Genomic DNA, 18,146 nt, shown 5'->3' on the forward strand with positions numbered 1-18,146 from the left:
TAAGCCAGAGAAAACAGGAGCTGTGCCATGCGATTTCCCTCAATGACGGCATTAAGGGCCTTTGACGCCGTGTCGCGACTGGGCAGTGTCACGGCTGCCGCCGTGGAGTTGAACCTGACCCGCAGCGCCATCAGCCACCGGATCAACACGCTCGAGGAAGGGCTCGGTTACCTGCTGACCGAGCGGACCGGGCGCGGTATCAAGTTGACTTACGAGGGTGAGCGCTACGCCCGGGAAGTGCACAGGATTCTCGCCAGCATGCTGGAAGCAGGACGTCGCTCCGATGACGACCAATTCACCGGGCGGCTGTGCGTCAGTTGCAACCCTGGGTTTGCCACTTATTGGCTGTGCCTGCACATCGGGTCTTTCCTCAAGCAGTTTCCCAAGGTGCGCCTGAAGATCATTTCGCCACGCACTACAGAGGACACAAGCGACGCCAGCGCCGACGTTTTCATTGCCTACGGGGTGGGCGACTGGCCGAATCAGGTGGCGCGCCAAGTGGTTGGTTTGCACTACTTTCCGGTGTGCAGCCCACGCCTCGTCAACGCGGGCCCGGGATTGAAAACCCCACAAAACCTGGAGGCGTATACGCTGCTGCACATGAACGATTATTCGGACTGGCGAACCTGGCTCGGCGCCGTGGGCGCCACCGGTATCGATGCGACCACCGGCGTGTTATTCACTGATGCTCACTGCGCCATCTCCGCGTGCATCGCGGCTCAAGGTGTGTCGATTGGCGACAATCTGCTTGCCGGCGATGCGCTGACGCGAGGATTACTGGTGCGCCCGTTTGAGTTGTCCATCCGCTCCAATCGTGGCTACTACCTGGTTGCCGATCCGCTGAAGGCCGAGCGCCCGGTCGTCAAGGCCTTCAGCGATTGGCTGGCGAGGCAGGTGTATGCGACAACGCCGGACATGAGCGGCATCTTTGCTCCCGAGCCAGACGTGGCCAGTTAGAGGGTCGGCAATGCCGCCAACGCCCGCTCCCATATTTGCCACGTCCGCAGCCACACCATCGCCTGCCAGTCCTGGTCGGCGGGATAAAACTGTTCCAGCAGGTTGAGCTTTATTTCGCGCCCTACCGCGTCACTCGGATTGCCATGCAGATGCAACCAGTGATCATCGCGCAAATGGCGATGCACCTGCGCGCCCGGATAAGTCCCGCACTCAATGACAAAAGGCATCAGTCTGACCTGCGGCAGCGCGTCGATCAGCGCCTGCGAGGTGTACCCCGTCGCGGTGGCCGCCACGCCGGTTTCGCTCAACGTATTGGCGCCGGTCAGCAAGGTATAGAGCCATGGGCCGTAAATGCGCTGCGCGTCCGGCAATGCGCTATAGGCGGTTTGGGTAATGGTCAGCAGCATGGGATGGCCGTACTCGCCGGCACCGGTGTGCAGGTCAAAACACATCGCGACGTCGGCATGCGCAACATGCTTTTGCAGGATCTGGTGCAGCGTGGTGTTCGACCAGCTCGGCGCCAACCCACCGTAAAACAATCCATCGGGATGGCTGTGTTGGCCGCCCTCGACAATCGACATGACCGCTGGCCAACCCTGCTGGTTTATCTGCTGGTCGAGCAAGGCATCGGTACGATCACGCTCCGGCCCCTTGAGTTCGGTGCAGGCATAAATGTCATGCAGTGCGGCGTAAGCCTGATTGTCCGGCAGCGCTTGCGCGAAGTTCAGGTGATTACGGTTCAGATCGATATTGTCTTCGTTCACCCGACGCAGCCACGCGGTGCCCCAAGGATTGATCAGGTGGATCATCACTACAGCAACATCGGCCGGCAACGTGCGCGAGCCCAAGTCCCGCAGCCACTTGATCTGACAGGCCGAGCCATAGAAACCTTCGACGCCGTGGGTGCCGCTAAGCGCAATCAGCAAGCGCTTGGCGTTCGGATCGCCAAGCACGGCCACGTCGGTGCTCAGAGGCTCACCAAACGGTCCTTGCAGCGGGTGCGGATACGCTGTCAGCGTCGCGCCTGCCGCACTCGCTGCCGCCAGAAACTGGTCACGCTGAGCGCGGTAGCCTGGCTGGGTCGGAAACTCGGTATGCATGTGCGCCTCTTGTTGATCTTGTGGCTGACTGTTGACCTCGACCCTACACAAAATCAGTCGATGGATGAAGAACAATAGCGAGTTCACAGCAAGACGTGGTTTGCGTCACTCCCTGTCGGCCGATACAGTCCCCGGACCTATTCCACAGGACGGAGTGCCCCACGTGTTTTCAGCCTTCCACTTGAGCCGCTATCGCCTGCCAGCGCTGTCACTGATCGTCGCCACGTTAACCGTCGCCGGATGCAGTGCACCGCCCTCCTCCACATTGCCCGTTGCACCGGAAGCCGCCTCAGGTTTTCGGACCGACCTGCAGACCAAACACGCCAGCAAACACATGGCCGCCGCCGCCAACCCGCTGGCCGCTGCGGCGGGTCGCGACATATTGCGTCAGGGCGGTTCGGCAATTGATGCGGCGATTGCCATGCAAGCCGTGCTGACACTGGTCGAACCACAATCCTCGGGCATTGGCGGCGGCGCTTTGATCGTGCTGTGGGATGGCAAGAAAGTGCGCACTTACGACGGCCGCGAAACCGCACCGGCGGGCGCTACCGAAAAGCTATTCCTGAAGGCCGATGGCTCACCGATGCCTTTCACCCAGGCACAAATTGGCGGTCGCTCGGTGGGCACGCCAGGCGTGTTGCGAGCGCTTGAACTGGCGCACCAGAAACACGGTCGCCTGCCTTGGGCGCAACTCTTCGAACCCGCCATCAAACTCGCTGAACAAGGCTTCGCTGTCTCACCGCGTCTGCATCAGCTAATTGCTTCGGATTCGTCGATGCAGCGCTCGCCAGACATGATGGCTTATTTCCTGAATGCCGATGGCAGCCCGAAAGCCGTCGGCACGCAACTGAAAAACCCGGCACTGGCAGCGGTGTTGAAACGCATCGCGAATGAGGGCCCTGATGCACTGTACAAAGGCCCTGTTGCCCAGGAAATCGTCGCCAAGGTTCAGGGCCACGCCAACCCCGGCAGCCTGTCGCTGAACGATCTAGAAGGGTACAAGGCCAAGGAGCGCGCGCCGCTGTGCACCGATTACAAACAGTGGCAGGTGTGTGGCATGCCGCCGCCCTCGTCAGGCGGCATCGCCGTGGCGCAGATCCTTGGCACCTTGCAGGCGCTGGAAACCCGCGATCCGCGTTATGCGCTGGCGCCGCTTAAACCCGTCAAAACCGACAAACCTGCAGGCATCGAACCGACACCTGAAGCCGTGCACCTGATCTCTGAAGCCGAGCGTCTGGCCTATGCCGACCGCGCGCAATATGTGGCCGATACCGACTTCGTGCCCGTCCCAGTCAAAGGCCTGGTAGACCCCACCTACCTCGCCAGCCGCGCCGCCCTGATCGGTGATCGCAGTATGGGCAGCGCCAAACCCGGCACGCCGCCGGGCATTCAGGTGGCCTACGCACCCGACCGCTCACCACTGCGTATTTCCACCTCGCAAGTAGTGGCCGTCGATGACCTGGGCGGCGCCGTGTCGATGACCACCACAGTCGAATCTGCGTTCGGTTCACACCTGATGGTTCAAGGGTTCATGCTGAACAACCAGTTGACTGACTTCTCATTCATCCCCGAAGAGAATGGGCAAAAAGTCGCCAACCGCGTCGAGCCCGGCAAACGTCCGCGCTCATCCATGGCGCCGACGTTGATTTTCGACCGCCAGAGCGGCGAGTTTCTCGCCACTGTCGGCTCGCCTGGTGGCTCGCAAATCATCGAGTACGTCGCTAAATCCACCATCGGCCTGCTCGACTGGAACCTCGACCCACAAACCGCTATCAGCCTCCCCAACTTCGGCAGCCGCAACGGCCCGACAGAACTGGAAAAAGGGCAGTTCAGCGCCGAATTGATTCAGGCATTGAAAGAAAAGGGCCACAGCGTCAATGAAATCGACATGACCAGCGGCACCCAGGCGATTGTCCGGGTCAAAGATGCACAAGGAAACGTGTCGCTTGCCGGCGGCGCAGATCCGCGGCGTGAAGGCGAAGCATTGGGCGATTGAGCCCTGCGAGAGTTGGCAAAGGCTTACCGGGAGGCACATGCTGCTCACCCAAGCGCAGGGCCTAAATGTATGGCGAGGGGATTTCCTGTGAGGTTTCTGTGGTGAGATCTGGAGTGAGAGATCTGTAGTGAGATCTGTGGTGAGATCTGTGGTGAGAGATCTGTGGTCAAGTCTGTAGTGAGATCTGTGGTCAGATATATGTGGTGAGGGGATTTATCCCCGTTCGACTGCGCAGCAGTCGCTAGTCCTGCCCCATCAGCTTGTATGGACTGGACGCCGGGGCCGCTGCGCAACCCAACGGGGATAAATCCCCTCGCCACAGATTTCCCTGAGCAGGGATAAATCCCCTCGTCACAGATTCCCTGAGCAGGGATAAATCCCCTCGTCACAGATTCCCTGAGCTGGGATAAATCCCCTCGCCACAGATTTCCTGAGCGCCCAACCGGTGAAGCAGGTTTGATCAAGGTCGCCGCTTCGTGGCTCAAGCGGCATCCACTTACCGCGAAATTTTCAACCCCTTGCGCGATGTATGTCTTTGCAGCGCCAGCTCGATCAATTTGCTGACCAGTTCGCTGTAGGTCATGCCGGCAGCCTGCCATAACTTGGGGTACATGCTGATGCGCGTGAAGCCCGGCAACGAGTTGATTTCGTTGATCAGCACTTCACCACTGTCGGTCAGGAACACGTCGACCCGCGCCAAACCCGAACAGCCCAACACGTGAAACGCCTCGACGGCCAAGGCGCGAATACGCTCGCTGGCCTCGGCGCTGATGTCTGCCGGGACCACCACTTGTGCGGCCTGTGCGTCGATGTATTTGCTGTCGTAGGAATAAAACCCGCTGCTGACCACGATCTCGCCACAACCGCTGGCGATGGCGTCTTCGTTGCCGAGCACTGCGCATTCGATTTCACGACCGCTGACGGCGGATTCGATCAGCACTTTCTCATCAAAGCCCAACGCCAGTTCGACAGCCGCCACGTATTGCGCTTCGTCTTCAACCCTGCTCACACCCACGGAAGAGCCCTGGTTCGCCGGTTTGACAAACAGCGGCAAACCGAGCTTTTGCCGAACCTGGTCGAACCCGGTGCGCTTCGCGGTTACGCGCGTGAGGGTCACAAACGGGGTGACCGCCAAACCGGCATCGCGCAGCAGGCGCTTGCTGATGTCCTTGTCCATGCAAACGGCTGAACCCAACACATCAGAGCCGACAAACGGCAGATCGGCCATGCGCAACAAGCCTTGCAGGCAGCCGTCCTCGCCGAGCGTACCGTGGACAATCGGGAAGATCACATCAACATGGCCCAGCAGTTCCTGGCTCGACGTTTCGACCAATTGCTGGCTGGCTTTGCCGGGCACAACGGCGAGTTCGCGGTTGGACTGATTGAGGGCAATCAGCGCCGGGTTTTCCTGATTGAGCAGGAAGTTCGACGGATCATTCAAGTGCCAAAGGCCCTGCTTGTCGATACCGATCAGCACCGGTTCGAAGCGCGACCGGTCGAGCGCGTCGACAATATTCTTCGCTGATTGCAGTGATACTTCATGCTCTGCCGAGCGCCCACCAAAAATGATCCCAACCCGCAGCTTGCTCATTCAAAACACCTCAACGATTGGCCACCAGATGCACCCCGAATAGCAGGTAACAACTGCCGGCGAGGCGGTCCAGCCATTTACGTGAACGGCCGTAGGCACCCGCCATCCGGCGGCTGGAAAAGATCAGCGCCACACTGCAATACCAACTGAACGACAACGTCGCCATGGTCAGCACTGCCAGCGCCAGCAACATCGGCGGCACGGTGGCCGGCATCGCGGTAGCGAAGATCGTGGCGACGAACAACGCAGCCTTGGGGTTGGTCATATTGCCCAGAAACCCCTGGCCATACGCCGACAACAACGTGCGCGGTGCGATATCAATCGAGGAGCCATCACCTGTCACAATGGGTGGCTTGCGCTTGAACTGCTTCAAGCCCAGGTAAATCAAATAGCAACCGCCGGCAATTTTGAAACTCAGGTAAAGCGTTGGCGCGGCGCTGAACAGCGACTTGATGCCCATGCCACCCGCCACCCCCCACAGCACCGTGCCCGTTGCCACGCCCAACGAGGCAACCACGCCGTGGCGCTTGGAACGGCTGGCCGCCAATTGCGCGACGTTAAAAAAATTCGGTCCAGGCGTCACCACCGCAACGGTCCATAACAGCGCCAGTGACAACAACGGAGCGGCGTAGCTCAAGTGAGACATGTCCATGGTAGGGAGCGCCTGGGTGGCTTGAGAGGATGGGCAATACCTTGCAACATTCGCCGACGTTTTTCTACCCGCACCACCGTTTCAACGTCAGCAGACAATCAGCCGCTCGTTGGGTTAACGTGGCTCGTATCACCTTTGGGAACAGCATTCCATGGCCAGGCAAACGCCTATCGATGATTGGTTTTACCGTGCGCCTGACGTCGGTGGACTCAAGCGATTCGAAGCTTTTTTTGCCGGCCACGGTTACGACCTCCATCGCCACGACACCTATGCCATTGGGCGAACCCTTGCTGGGGTACAGCGTTTTCAATACCGAGGCAGTTGGCGGCACAGTCTGCCCGGCGGGACGATGGTGCTGCACCCGGACGAAGTGCATGACGGCGAGGCCGGCACCGAACTCGGGTTCAAGTACCGGATGATGTACATCGAACCAGCGCTGATTCAGCAGATGCTGGGTGGGCGGCCGCTGCCATTCATCAAGCACGGAGTATCAAACGACCCGCGATTGTTCGCGGCAACGCAGGTGCTGCTGCACAGTCTTGATTGCCCGCTCGACCCCTTGGAAGAACAGGATGCGCTGTTTGATCTTGCCCAAGCCTTAAGCAACGTTTCAGGCGTGGCCACCAAACATCCTGCGTTCGATTACGTGGCAGCAGAACGCGCCCGCGAATTCATGCACAGCGCCCTCGATCGCAGCGTAACCCTGGATGAGCTGGCCCAACACAGCGGTCGGGATCGCTGGAGCCTGTCGCGTGATTTTCGTCTGTTGTTCGGCACCAGCCCTTATCGCTACCTGACCATGCGCCGCCTCGACCTGGTTCGTTCGCTGTTGATTCAGGGCCAGCCACTGGTGACTGCGGCGTTGATTGCCGGCTTCACCGATCAAAGCCACATGAGCCGTCAGTTCAGTAAAACCTACGGATTGTCGCCCGCGCGCTGGCTGAAAATGCAGCGGCGCTGAGCCACGCACAATCGTACAAGAAACACGCTGGCGTGCGGGCTATCGTGGTTGCAGGATCAACCATGAGAGCTACTAGATGAACGCTTATGAAAGTTTGAACTTCGCGCAAAAAATCGCCCTGATCGACCAGCATTGGTCGCCACGGGTCATCGCCGAAATGAACGACTACCAGTTCAAGGTCGTAAAGCTGCTGGGGGATTTCATCTGGCACGACCACCTCGACACCGATGAAACCTTCATCGTGCTCGAAGGGCAACTACGCATCGATTTTCGCGACGGGCACGTGCGGGTGAACGCCGGTGAGATGTACGTGGTGGCAAAAGGGGTGGAACACAAACCGTTCGCCGAGCAGGAGGTAAAACTCCTGCTGATCGAACCCAAAGGCGTGTTGAACACGGGCCACGAAGGTGGCGAGCGCACCGCTCAGAATGACCTGTGGGTGTGAACAACCAACGCCTCAGTGCACCGGTGTTTTGCTGTGCACCGGGTCGCCAAACGTCAACCCGGCCTGCTCCTGGAGACAGCGTCGACGGTCGCGTGGTCGGCGTCGGTCTGGTTTAAGTCGACAGTTGGCTGGCGAATTGCCCGACTGCGTTGACCACTTTCTGCGCACCGTCCTGAATCTCGACAATCACGGTGCCTGCCTCCGCTGCCAATGCCAGGCCTTGCTCGGCCTGGAGTTTGCCATCGGTCATCAGCGCCACGGCGTTGCGCGCCATGTCCTGGTTCTGGCGCACTACCAGCACAATTTCATCGGTGGCCTGACTGGTCCGCGAAGCCAGTTGCCGGACTTCATCTGCCACCACCGCAAACCCGCGTCCTTGTTCGCCAGCCCGAGCGGCTTCGATGGCGGCGTTCAGCGCCAGCAGGTTGGTTTGTTCGGCGATTCCGCTGATGGTTTTGACGATGCTGCCGATCACCAACGACTGTTCGTTCAGCGCTTCAATGCCTTCGCTGGCGGTTTGCATGTGCTTGGCCAGATCACGCATCACATCCACGGCCTGAGTCACCACAGCGGTCCCACGCTGCGCACTGTTGTCCGTTTGTTGCGAGGTGCTGTAGGCAATGTTTGCGGCTTCGGCGACCGCTCGCTCCTGATTGACCTGGTCGGTAATCACGGTGGCGAACTTCACCACTTTGTAGAGTTTGTTGTTGGCGTCGACCACCGGGTTGTAGGACGCCTCCAGCCAGACCTGCCGACCATGGCTGTCGATGCGTTTGAAACGCGCGGCCACGAATTCCCCGGCGTTCAGGCGGCGCCAGAAATTCTGATACTCGGCGCTGTTGTATTCCTCGGGCACGCAGAACAGACGGTGATGTTTGCCCTGGATCTGCGCCAGGCTGTAACCCATTCCGTTGAGGAATCGGTCGTTGGCCATCAGCACATTGCCATTGAGATCGAATTCGATAACCGCGGTCGAACGCACCAGCGCACTAATCAGGTTCTCGTGCTCGCGGGACGCTTCGATGGTGCGGGTCAAATCGCTGGAATAAATCGAGAAGTGACTGATGCGCCCGTCTGCCGAGCGAACGGGCTGCACAATCGAACGCAGCCAGGCTTCCTGGCCATTACCACGCAGTAAACGCACGGTACCGGCAAAGTGCTCGCCACGGGTCAGGGCAGTCTTGAAACGCTGATGGAATTCGTCCGACTTCACCTGCGCCGGAACAATGTCGTCCAGAGCACGGCCGATCAGGTCGGCGCTGTTGTAGAGCATCTCACTGGTGAAATTGGGGTTCACCGACTGAATTCGCCCATCGGCCTCAAGCGTCAGAACCAGCATCTCGCTTTCCAGGCTGTCCTTCACTTGTTGAAGGCTGGAAAGTTCTTCGCGAAGAGCCAACAGCTCTTGCTTCAAGCGTTTATTGAACATGAGGACGCACCGATGGGCAGGGTGAAAAGCGATATGCAGCCTAACCATCGGCCTTGAGATTGTTTTCTTAAGCGCATTTCAGGCTTGTCCTACAAAAATAGTCCGAACATTTTTAGCCTTTCAATCGGGCTGTGAATTCAAAACCCGCCGCTCTACGCCGGCCACATCGAGTATCCTCTTGGAAAATTGCAACAACATGTTGCAGTGGTAATCACCCGATAAGGAGTTCCATTTTGGATTTATCGACCGCTGCCTGGATGTTTCACGACACCCGCCTGATTCTGTGCTGCCTGCTGGCAATCGCTACAATCATCGTGCTGATCAGCGCCACCAAACTCCCTCCTTTTCTGTCAATCCTGATCGGCACCTTCATCGCCGGTGTCGGCGCTGGTTTACCACCCGAAGAAGTTGCCAAGGCGTTCAGCAAAGGTGCCGGGGCGATTCTTGGCGAAGCGGGGATCATCATCGCCCTGGGCTCGATGCTGGGCGCACTGATGGCCGAATCCGGAGCCGCCGACCGCATTGCTTCTACATTGCTGGGGCTCGGCAAAGGCAAGTCGTTGCCTTGGGTAATGGCGCTGGTGGCGATGGTGATCGGCTTGCCGCTGTTCTTCGAAGTGGGCCTGGTGATGATGGTGCCGATCATTTTCGTCATGGCCCGTCGTTCAGGTCAGCCGTTGCTTAAAATCGCCATTCCCGCACTGGCCGGCATGACCACATTGCACGCCTTGATGCCGCCGCATCCCGGCCCGTTGATCGCGGTCAGTGCATTGCACGCCGACCTGGGCCTGACCATGTTGCTGGGGTTCAGCATCGCAATTGTGGCAGTCATTCTGGCCGGGCCGGTTTATGGCAACTGGCTGTCGAAACGCATGCACGTCGACGAACCTGCCGAACTCGGCGCACTGTTCAGCGCACCGCCCAAGGCGCCGCGTCAGCCAAGCTTCGGTATGTCGTTGCTGATCATTCTGCTGCCGGTATTGCTGATGCTCGGCAGCACGCTGGCGAAAGTCGCCATGAGCCCTGAAAGCAGCGTAGCCCTGACCTTGAAGTTTCTGGGAGAGCCATTGGTTGCACTGGGCATTGCGGTGATGGCCGCGGTGATCTGCCTCGGTTGGGCCAACGGCATGCCGCGTGAAGAAGTCGGCGGCACACTGCGCAAAAGTCTCGCGCCGATCGCAGTATTACTGCTGACCATCGGTGCCGGCGGCGGTTTGAAACAAACATTGCTCGATGCCGGCGTCAGCCAAACCATCAGTAAAGTCGCCGAAGGCGCCCACATGCCGTACTTGCTGCTGGCGTGGCTGATTGCCGTGGCATTGCGTCAGGCAACGGGCTCTGCCACCGTCGCGACCACCACCACGGCCGGGATTCTGGCGCCGATGATGGCAGGCCTGGCCGCCACTCAAAGTTCCTTGGTGGCGCTGGCGATTGGTGCCGGCTCGGTATTCTTTTGCCACGTCAACGATGCCGGTTTCTGGATGGTGCGCGAATACTTCGGCCTGCAGCTCAAACAGACCATTTGGGTCTGGTCGATCCTGCAGACCATCGTATCGGTGGTCGGATTGGTGGGGACGCTGCTCTGGTGGCATTGGTTGACGTGATAAGCGTCATTGCACACAGGGCGCTGCATTGCGCCCTCCCACAGTGGGCATGCGCGCGCCGAAATAGGCCGCGCTGCTGACGCCCACCGCCCCCATCACGGCGCAAAAAATCACGCAGATCCATGGGCTCCACGGCATCAGACCAATCAGCAATAGCGGTGTGATGCTGGCCCATGCGGCGTAGGCAATGTTGTAGGTGAAGGAAATTCCCGAGACACGAATCCGCGCCGGGAACAGGTTGACCATCACCGACGGTACCGCGCCCACGACCCCACAACTCAACCCCGCAATCGCGTACGCCAAACCGATCCAGTTACCGCCAATGATCAGGCACGTATAGAGCACGCCAATGCCCAGCGGCAACAGCAGGCTGTACAGCATGACCGTGCGCCAGGCGCCAACCCGGTCGACCAGCAGCCCGGCGAGCACGCATCCAATGTTCAGGAAGACGATACCCAACGCGCTGAGGGCGAAAGTATGGCTGGCGCTCATGCCAAAGGTCTTTTGCATCATGGTCGGCGTGATGACCACAAACACCACGACCGCCGACGTCAGCACGCAGGTCAGGATCATCGCCGGCAACATAGCCAGGCGATGTTCACGCAATACCGTGCGCAACGGCAGCTCGACCGCCGCCTCGCGTTTGGCCTGCATCGCCATGAACACAGGGGTTTCGCTGAGCCAGCGTCGTAGCCAGACGCCAATTACACCAAACACACCGCCCAGCAGGAACGGATAACGCCAGGCGAAATCGAGGATTTCCGCCGGGGTAAACGCTTGCGCCAGAAACGTCGCGGTCAGGGCGCCGATCAGGTAACCGAACGTCAGCCCTGCCTGCAGGAAACCGAGCGCGTAACCCCGGTGCCCGGCCGGCGCATGTTCGGCAACGAACACCCAGGCGCTAGGCACTTCGCCACCCACCGCCGCGCCTTGCAGGATGCGCAGGGCCAACAGCAACAGCGGTGCGAAATAGCCGATTTGAGCGTAGGTCGGCATGATGCCGATCAAAAGGCAGGGCAGCGCCATCATCAGGATGCTCAGGCTGAAGACTTTCTTGCGCCCCAGCCTGTCGGCGAAATGCGCCATCAGAATCCCGCCCAACGGCCGCGCCAGATAGCCCGTGACGAAAATGCCGAAACTTTGCAACAAGCGCAGCCACTCGGGCATTTCCGGCGGGAAGAACAGCTGGCTGAGGGTCAGCGCGAAAAATACAAAAATAATGAAATCGTAGATTTCCAGCGCGCCGCCCAGTGCCGCAAGGCCGAGGGTCTTGTAGTCGGAGCGGGTGAATGGCGCCGGGCGCGGATCGGTAATGGCAGTCATCAAAAAGAACTCTGGCGTAGGCAAAATCCAAGGTGCTCATGGTCTACGCAAACGCGTCGGCGAACAACCCGATCAAACCACTGGGTTGGGTTTTAGCCTTTTTCTGTGCATTGAATTCCACTTCGCGAAACCAATAATCGAGCACTTTCCAAGCCACAGGAAAGCCGCCATGAGCAGCCATACACGCAGCAAACGCCTGACCGTTCCGCAACTGGTCGCCATGAAAGGCCAGCAGAAAATCGTCTCGCTAACCGCTTACACGCGCTCGATGGCGCAGTTGATGGACCCGTTCGTCGACTTCATTTTAATCGGCGATTCTACCGCCATGGTGGGCTACGGCCGCACCTCGACCCTGGACATGAGCCTGCAAGAAATCATTGGCCACACCCGTGCAGTCGTCGCCAGTACACGGCTGGCCTGTGTGATTGCCGACATGCCGTTTGGCAGCTATCAGGAATCACCGCAGCAGGCGTATCGCAATTGCGCCGAAGTGTTGGCCCGCACCGGTTGCGATGCACTCAAACTAGAAGGCGGAAAAGCCTTGGCCTGCACGGTAGAGTTTCTGGTGCAGCGAGGTATTCCGGTGATGGCACACATCGGCCTGATGCCGCAGTACGTCAATGTCATGGGTGGTTTCAAGGCTCAGGGCCTGAATGAAGCGACGGCCACCGCGCTTGAGGAAGATGCCCGCGCGCACCTCGCGGCAGGTGCTTTCAGCCTGTTACTGGAAGGCGTGGCCGAACCGGTGGCGCGACGTATCAGTGAGTTTTCCGCGATGCCGACCATCGGTATCGGTGCTTCACCCGCCTGTGATGGACAAGTGCTGGTCACTGAAGATCTTTTGGGGTTGGGTGGCGAACATGTGCCGCGTTTTGTGAAGCCCTACGCAGATGCCGGCGCATTGATGAGCCAGGCGTTCGAATGTTTCGCCGCAGAAGTGCGCAACGGGCAGTTTCCAAATCTGCAGCATTGTTACGGCGTCAGCTAATACGTTTGATCTATCGCCTGCGCCAGCGCTTTCACAGCCTTGGGGATGTCTTTGCTCCAGTCCACGGTGTAGCTCAGGCGCAGGCAATCACGCCACAAACCTTGCTGGCTGAACAATTCACCCGGCGCTATGACGATGTTGTCGGCCAACAGCCTTTGGTAAACCTGGCGCATATCCACCGCACGCACGGATTGCACCCAAAGCGTCGCGCCTCCGGCCGGCACCACTGCATTCAATTGGTCGGCGGCGTGCGTCTGAAGCAGGTCGGTCATTTGCTTCATGCGCTCACCCAGCAGGCCCCGCAACAGGTGAGTGTGCTGATCGATGCGTCGTGAACCATACAAACGGGCGAGCGCTTTTTGCCGAATCGGTGACAGGCGAAACGCCCGGTCGAGCAACTGGTGTTGCATCGCCGCTTCGTGCCCTCGAACCAGAACGTAGCCAAAGGGTGCTTCCGACCCGATAACCTTATCGAAGGTGGCAAACACCAACAGCCTGTCGGGATCGGCAAAATCACGGTAGCGCGACCGTTCTTGCGCGAAGCAGAATTCGCCATAGCTGTCGTTTTCGAACAACCAGGCACCCCGCTCGCTCAACCATGTGCACAGTTGCCGTTTGTCCGCAGCAGGCATCAGGCTGCCGTGGGGAATGCTCACGGTTGATGAGAGCACGGCCAATGCCACATTTTTACCCTGCAGCAACCCATGAACCATGGGCATATCAACCCGACCATCGGCCCGCAGAGGCATCTCTATCACCTGAATATTTGCCACCTGCAACTGCCGCAAAATGGCCCAGGAACACGGCGACTCAACCAGCGCCACGCAACCATGCAGCTTCAGCGCGGCCAGAGAAATCTGCAGCACGCTGCGTAAGTCAGCACCGATGTACACCTGCTCCGGCCGCCAATAGTTATCGGCCGAGCAGGTGTAGCGTTCGGCCAACACCGTGCGCAATTCGATCTCACCCAGCGGTTGATACAGCGGCACAGCGGAACGCGGGTACTGGCGCAAGAGTTCGCGCTCGGTCATCAACAATGGATTTTCCATGGACAGCAACATCGACGGCGCGTCGCTGCACAGCGCCAGCATCCCGGGCTGACGCGCACAGGCGTAAACGTTGTCGAGCAGATTGCCAGTGGCTATCGGGCGCAGTACCGGTGTTTCAGAGCGGAAATAACCACGCTTGGGCCGCGAGTAGACGCGCCCTTCATCCTCAAGCAAGGCGTACGCATATTTGGTGGTGGACACCGACACATTCAGGCGCTCTGCCAGTTGGCGCAATGACGGCAACTTCAACTCGCCATCGGTTGCGCTGGAGTCGATCAGCTCGATCAAGTAGCGATACACAACTTGATAAGCAAATGTGCTGTCCTTGTTCACTCGTCGTCATTCCCTTGCAGAGGCACGGCGCAGCATCCTCCCATGCCCGACACCACGCAATCACTCAAACCGGCAAAACAGCGCCGCAAAAACATTTTGTTTGATTTAATGTTGGCACCTGTCCAGACGGGCCTTTGCGGCCCTGCAGACCACAATAAACATAACATCGAGGTTCTCCCGTGGCCGCTGAAATCGACGAAAGTCGCTATGCCCGCTTTGCCCTGCGTTGCTCAAGTTTCGCCGAGCGCTGGTTCCCCGATTCCTGGGTATTCGCCGCGCTGGCGGTGATTATCGTGGCCGTCGCCACCCTGGCCATGGGCGCCAAGCCTACTGATGCGGCCATGGCCTTCGGTGACGGTTTCTGGAGTTTGATTCCGTTCACCATGCAGATGGCTTTCGTGGTAATCGGCGGTTACGTGGTCGCGGCTTCACCTCCCGCGGTGAAATTGATCGATCGTTTGGCGCGGATTCCAAAGAACGGCCGTTCCGCCGTTGCCTGGGTGGCGTTGATTTCGATGGTCGCCTCGCTGCTGAATTGGGGCCTGTCGCTGGTGTTCGGCGGTTTGCTGGTGCGCGCCCTCGCCCGCCGTGTCGATCTGAAAATGGATTACCGCGCCGCCGGTGCTGCTGCCTATCTTGGGCTTGGCGCCGTGTGGGCCTTGGGCCTGTCTTCATCTGCCGCACAATTGCAGGCCAACCCTGCCAGCCTGCCGCCATCGATTCTGTCGATCACCGGCGTTATTCCCTTTACGCAAACCATTTTTCTCTGGCAGTCGGGCGTTTTGTTGCTGGCGTTGATCATTGTTTCGCTGATCATTGCCTACGCCACCGCACCGGGGCCGAACACTGCGCGTGACGCAAAAGCCTGCGGCATCGACCCCAGCTTCAACCTGCCGCCACTGCAACCGCGCACTCGTCCTGGCGAGTGGCTGGAACACAGCCCGCTGTTGACCATTTTGTTGGTGCTGCTGGCCGCCGGGTGGCTGTTCCATGAGTTTTCGACCAAACCGGCGATCAGCGCGATTTCCGGCCTCAACACTTACAACTTCCTGTTCCTGATGCTCGGTGCGCTGTTGCACTGGCGCCCGCGCAGTTTTCTGGATGCGGTGTCCCGCGCGGTGCCGACCACCACCGGGGTGCTGATCCAGTTCCCGTTATACGGCTCGATTGCGGCGCTGATGACCACCGTCAAGGGCACTGATGCGCAAACACTGGCGCATCACATCTCGACTTTTTTCGTCACGATTGCCTCCCACGACACCTATGCGCTGTTGATGGGCGTGTACTCGGCGATTCTGGGTTTCTTCATCCCCTCGGGCGGCGGCAAATGGATCATCGAAGCGCCCTACGTGATGCAAGTGGCCACCGACCTCAACTACCACCTCGGCTGGGCCGTTCAGGTCTACAACGCGGCTGAAGCCCTGCCAAACCTGATCAACCCGTTCTACATGTTGCCACTGCTGGGCGTGTTGGGATTGAAGGCGCGGGACCTGATCGGATTCTCGTTCGTGCAACTCTTGGTGCACACGCCGCTGGTGCTGTTTCTGCTGTGGGCATTGGGAACGACGCTTACGTATACGCCGCCGGTGATGCCGTAACAGAAGTGAATGCACCTGCCTGGTGGCAGGTGCATTCAGCCTTGATCAGACGGTAAAACGCTGAGCAATTCGGGCCGCGCTGACTGAACGGTAGCCCACACGACTTCAAGATTTATATCGAATTAGCCGTGGGCGATGCGACTGCGCATCCCACGCAGGCTGCGCCATGGCACTTGGTTAGTTCGGGCGGGCCACCGCTTTAGAGCCACTGTCCTGAAGGTTGATTTACGCCATGCGATCAATGCGCTGGTAACCTCCCCGTCACATCGCGCTGCTAGCGTCCCGCCGAAACATCTAGCAACAATACGTCACACCTCTGTAAGACAGGAGCCGGAATGAACGACGAAACAGATGGAAACGACATCCCCTCCCCAGAAACCGATCAACCTGCCGATACCGGCCGCCGCCGCTTCCTGGGCGGAGTTGCGGTATTGGGTGTGGGCGCAACTTTAAGTGCTTGCGGACCCAAGGGTGATGAACCCGCAAAACCGGTAGACCGCCCGCTGACAGCGTCCGAGCTGGATAAAGCACTGCGCGATAACGTGAAAAACGTGGTGGTGATCTACGGTGAAAACCGCAGCTTCAATAACTTGTTTGCAGATTTCCCGGGCGTCGAAAATCCGCTGTCCGCGCTCAAGCCTGAGCAGTATCAACAACGGGATCGCGATGGCAGCGTGCTGTCGACCCTGCCACCGGTGTGGGGCGGCATGACTCAGGTCGGCCCGCAGACGATCGATGGCGTGGCGTACGCCAGCGGTGTGCAGTTCCAGGAGAACCTGCCCAACGTACCGTTCGGTCTCAAAGGCCCACACGGCGAAGACCTGCCGCTGGGATTGGTGACCCGTGATCTGTGGCACGTGTTCTACCAGAATCAGATGCAAATCAACGGCGGCAAAAATGATCACTTCGTGGCATGGGCTGACTCGGGTGGCCTGACGTTCGGCCATTACACCCAAACCCGTTATTCATTGCGCCTGTGGGATGTCGCCAGGGAATTCGTGCTCTGCGACAACTTTTTCCAGGGTGCTTTTGGCGGTTCGTATTTGAACCATCAGTACTTGATCAGCGCACAAGTGCCGTTTTACCCGGACGCCGCCAACTCGATCGCCAAGACACAAATCGCGACATTGCAAAGTGACGATCCCACGGATAACCGGCTCAAGCCGCTGGAGCAATCACCCGCCAGCGCCATGACGGGCCCGCCGCAATTCGGCCCTAGCCTGCTGACACCTGATGGTTTTGCCGTGAACACCATGGCGCCGCCTTACTGGCCGACCTGGATCCGCGACCCCGAGCGCCCCGATTACGCCAAGCCATTGCCCAGCGTGCTGGTACCGCAGACCCACGAACACATCGGCGACAAGTTGTCGAAGAAGAACGTCGACTGGGCCTGGTATGGCGGCGCATGGCAAGCCACGATTGATGAGTACAAGGATTCAGGGTCAATCCCCAAGATTCCGAACTTCCAGTACCACCATCAGCCGTTCAACTATTTCCAGCGCCAAGGGCCGGAAAACCCGGCAGAGCGCAGCAAGCGTTTGCGTGACGGTGGTCTGGGTGATGAGTCGAGTACCAATAAATTCCTGGCCGATGCGCAGGCCGGCACCCTGCCGGCGGTGACGTTCTACAAACCACAGGGCAACTTGAACATGCACGCAGGCTACGCAGACGTCGCGTCTGGTGACCGGCATATCGTGCGGGCACTGAAAGTGCTCCAGCAGAGCCCGCAATGGAAAAACATGGTGGTGGTGATCACGGTCGACGAAAACGGCGGCTGGTGGGACCACGTTGCGCCGCCTAAAGGTGATCGCTGGGGACCGGGAACGCGCATTCCGGCACTGGTGATTTCGCCGTTTTCACGCAAAGGCACGGTGGACCACACGGTCTACGACACGGCCTCGATCCTGCGATTGATTACCCGGGTATTCGATCTGGAAAAACTCGATGGCATCAAGCTGCGAGATGAGTCCATGGTTGCGCGCGGGCAAAAACCAATGGGCGATTTGAGTAACGCGCTGACGTTCAACACCTGAGTGCGATCACCGAGCAGTCAGTTCGCTTCTGCATTGAAGCGAACTGACTACAGCTCATCGCAAATGATGGCTCATAGCCATCACCCT

General features: G+C 59.1%; 13 protein-coding genes and 1 pseudogene. 8 read left to right on the forward strand and 6 right to left on the reverse strand.

Going from position 1 to position 18,146, the window contains the following annotated elements; translation table 11 throughout:
• Positions 1–27: 27 nt before the first annotated feature.
• Positions 28–957: a LysR substrate-binding domain-containing protein gene (locus ACQR3R_RS22140; protein ID WP_428275338.1), complete on the forward strand. Its 930-nt coding sequence runs from the start codon at positions 28–30 to the stop codon at positions 955–957.
• Here ACQR3R_RS22140 and ACQR3R_RS22145 read toward each other — a convergent pair.
• Positions 954–2,057: a DUF2817 domain-containing protein gene (locus tag ACQR3R_RS22145; RefSeq protein ID WP_428275340.1), complete on the reverse strand. Its 1,104-nt coding sequence runs from the start codon at positions 2,055–2,057 to the stop codon at positions 954–956. The genes ACQR3R_RS22140 and ACQR3R_RS22145 overlap by 4 nt on opposite strands.
• 163 nt (positions 2,058–2,220) lie before the next feature.
• Between ACQR3R_RS22145 and ggt the strand changes: the two genes are divergently transcribed.
• On the forward strand, positions 2,221–4,053 hold the full coding sequence (gene ggt, locus ACQR3R_RS22150; protein WP_428275341.1) for a gamma-glutamyltransferase: 1,833 nt from the start codon (positions 2,221–2,223) through the stop codon (positions 4,051–4,053).
• Between the two features lie 496 nt (positions 4,054–4,549).
• Here ggt and ddlA read toward each other — a convergent pair whose 3' ends face one another.
• A complete protein-coding gene (gene ddlA / locus ACQR3R_RS22155; RefSeq protein WP_428275343.1) occupies positions 4,550–5,644 on the reverse strand; it encodes a D-alanine--D-alanine ligase in 1,095 nt (364 codons plus the stop codon).
• Positions 5,645–5,654: 10 nt separating this feature from the next.
• Positions 5,655–6,296, reverse strand: coding sequence for a LysE family transporter (locus tag ACQR3R_RS22160; protein WP_428275345.1), 642 nt, complete (start codon positions 6,294–6,296; stop codon positions 5,655–5,657).
• 151 nt (positions 6,297–6,447) lie between these two features.
• On the opposite strand from ACQR3R_RS22160, the gene ACQR3R_RS22165 reads away from it, so the two are divergent.
• Both ACQR3R_RS22165 and ACQR3R_RS22170 read left to right on the forward strand, forming a co-directional pair.
• Positions 6,448–7,257, forward strand: a complete 810-nt coding sequence (locus tag ACQR3R_RS22165; RefSeq protein ID WP_428275346.1) for an AraC family ligand binding domain-containing protein — start codon at positions 6,448–6,450, stop codon at positions 7,255–7,257.
• A 76-nt stretch (positions 7,258–7,333) separates the two neighbouring features.
• Positions 7,334–7,702 (forward strand): cupin domain-containing protein, encoded by a 369-nt coding sequence (locus ACQR3R_RS22170; protein ID WP_428275348.1) that lies wholly within the window; start codon positions 7,334–7,336, stop codon positions 7,700–7,702.
• 187 nt (positions 7,703–7,889) lie between these two features.
• Here the strand turns inward: ACQR3R_RS22170 and ACQR3R_RS22175 are convergent.
• A pseudogene (locus ACQR3R_RS22175) lies at positions 7,890–9,029 on the reverse strand (methyl-accepting chemotaxis protein); the annotation flags it as partial.
• 335 nt (positions 9,030–9,364) lie between these two features.
• On the opposite strand from ACQR3R_RS22175, the gene ACQR3R_RS22180 reads away from it, so the two are divergent.
• Positions 9,365–10,735 (forward strand): GntT/GntP/DsdX family permease, encoded by a 1,371-nt coding sequence (locus ACQR3R_RS22180; RefSeq protein WP_428275349.1) that lies wholly within the window; start codon positions 9,365–9,367, stop codon positions 10,733–10,735.
• Between the two features lie 6 nt (positions 10,736–10,741).
• Here ACQR3R_RS22180 and ACQR3R_RS22185 read toward each other — a convergent pair whose 3' ends face one another.
• The gene (locus ACQR3R_RS22185) at positions 10,742–12,058 is read right to left on the reverse strand and encodes an MFS transporter (RefSeq protein WP_428275351.1); all 1,317 of its coding nucleotides are present in this window, start codon (positions 12,056–12,058) and stop codon (positions 10,742–10,744) included.
• Positions 12,059–12,227: 169 nt separating this feature from the next.
• Here ACQR3R_RS22185 and panB point away from each other — a divergent pair, with 169 nt between their 5' ends.
• The gene (gene panB, locus ACQR3R_RS22190) at positions 12,228–13,046 is read left to right on the forward strand and encodes a 3-methyl-2-oxobutanoate hydroxymethyltransferase (protein WP_428275353.1); all 819 of its coding nucleotides are present in this window, start codon (positions 12,228–12,230) and stop codon (positions 13,044–13,046) included.
• Here the strand turns inward: panB and ACQR3R_RS22195 are convergent.
• A complete protein-coding gene (locus ACQR3R_RS22195; RefSeq protein WP_428275355.1) occupies positions 13,043–14,428 on the reverse strand; it encodes an aminotransferase class I/II-fold pyridoxal phosphate-dependent enzyme in 1,386 nt (461 codons plus the stop codon). The two genes, panB and ACQR3R_RS22195, sit on opposite strands and share 4 nt — an antisense overlap.
• A 179-nt stretch (positions 14,429–14,607) precedes the next feature.
• Here ACQR3R_RS22195 and ACQR3R_RS22200 point away from each other — a divergent pair, with 179 nt between their 5' ends.
• Entirely contained in the window at positions 14,608–16,026 is a 1,419-nt protein-coding gene (locus ACQR3R_RS22200; protein WP_428275357.1) for a TIGR00366 family protein, read from the forward strand.
• Between the two features lie 335 nt (positions 16,027–16,361).
• Complete coding sequence (locus tag ACQR3R_RS22205) at positions 16,362–18,059, forward strand: acid phosphatase (protein ID WP_428275359.1); 1,698 nt, start codon at positions 16,362–16,364, stop codon at positions 18,057–18,059.
• The last annotated feature ends 87 nt before the right edge of the window (positions 18,060–18,146 follow it).

The organism is Gordonia sp. IEGM753 (genome assembly GCF_050321825.1).
In the GTDB taxonomy this organism is placed as follows: Bacteria; Pseudomonadota; Gammaproteobacteria; order Pseudomonadales; family Pseudomonadaceae; genus Aquipseudomonas.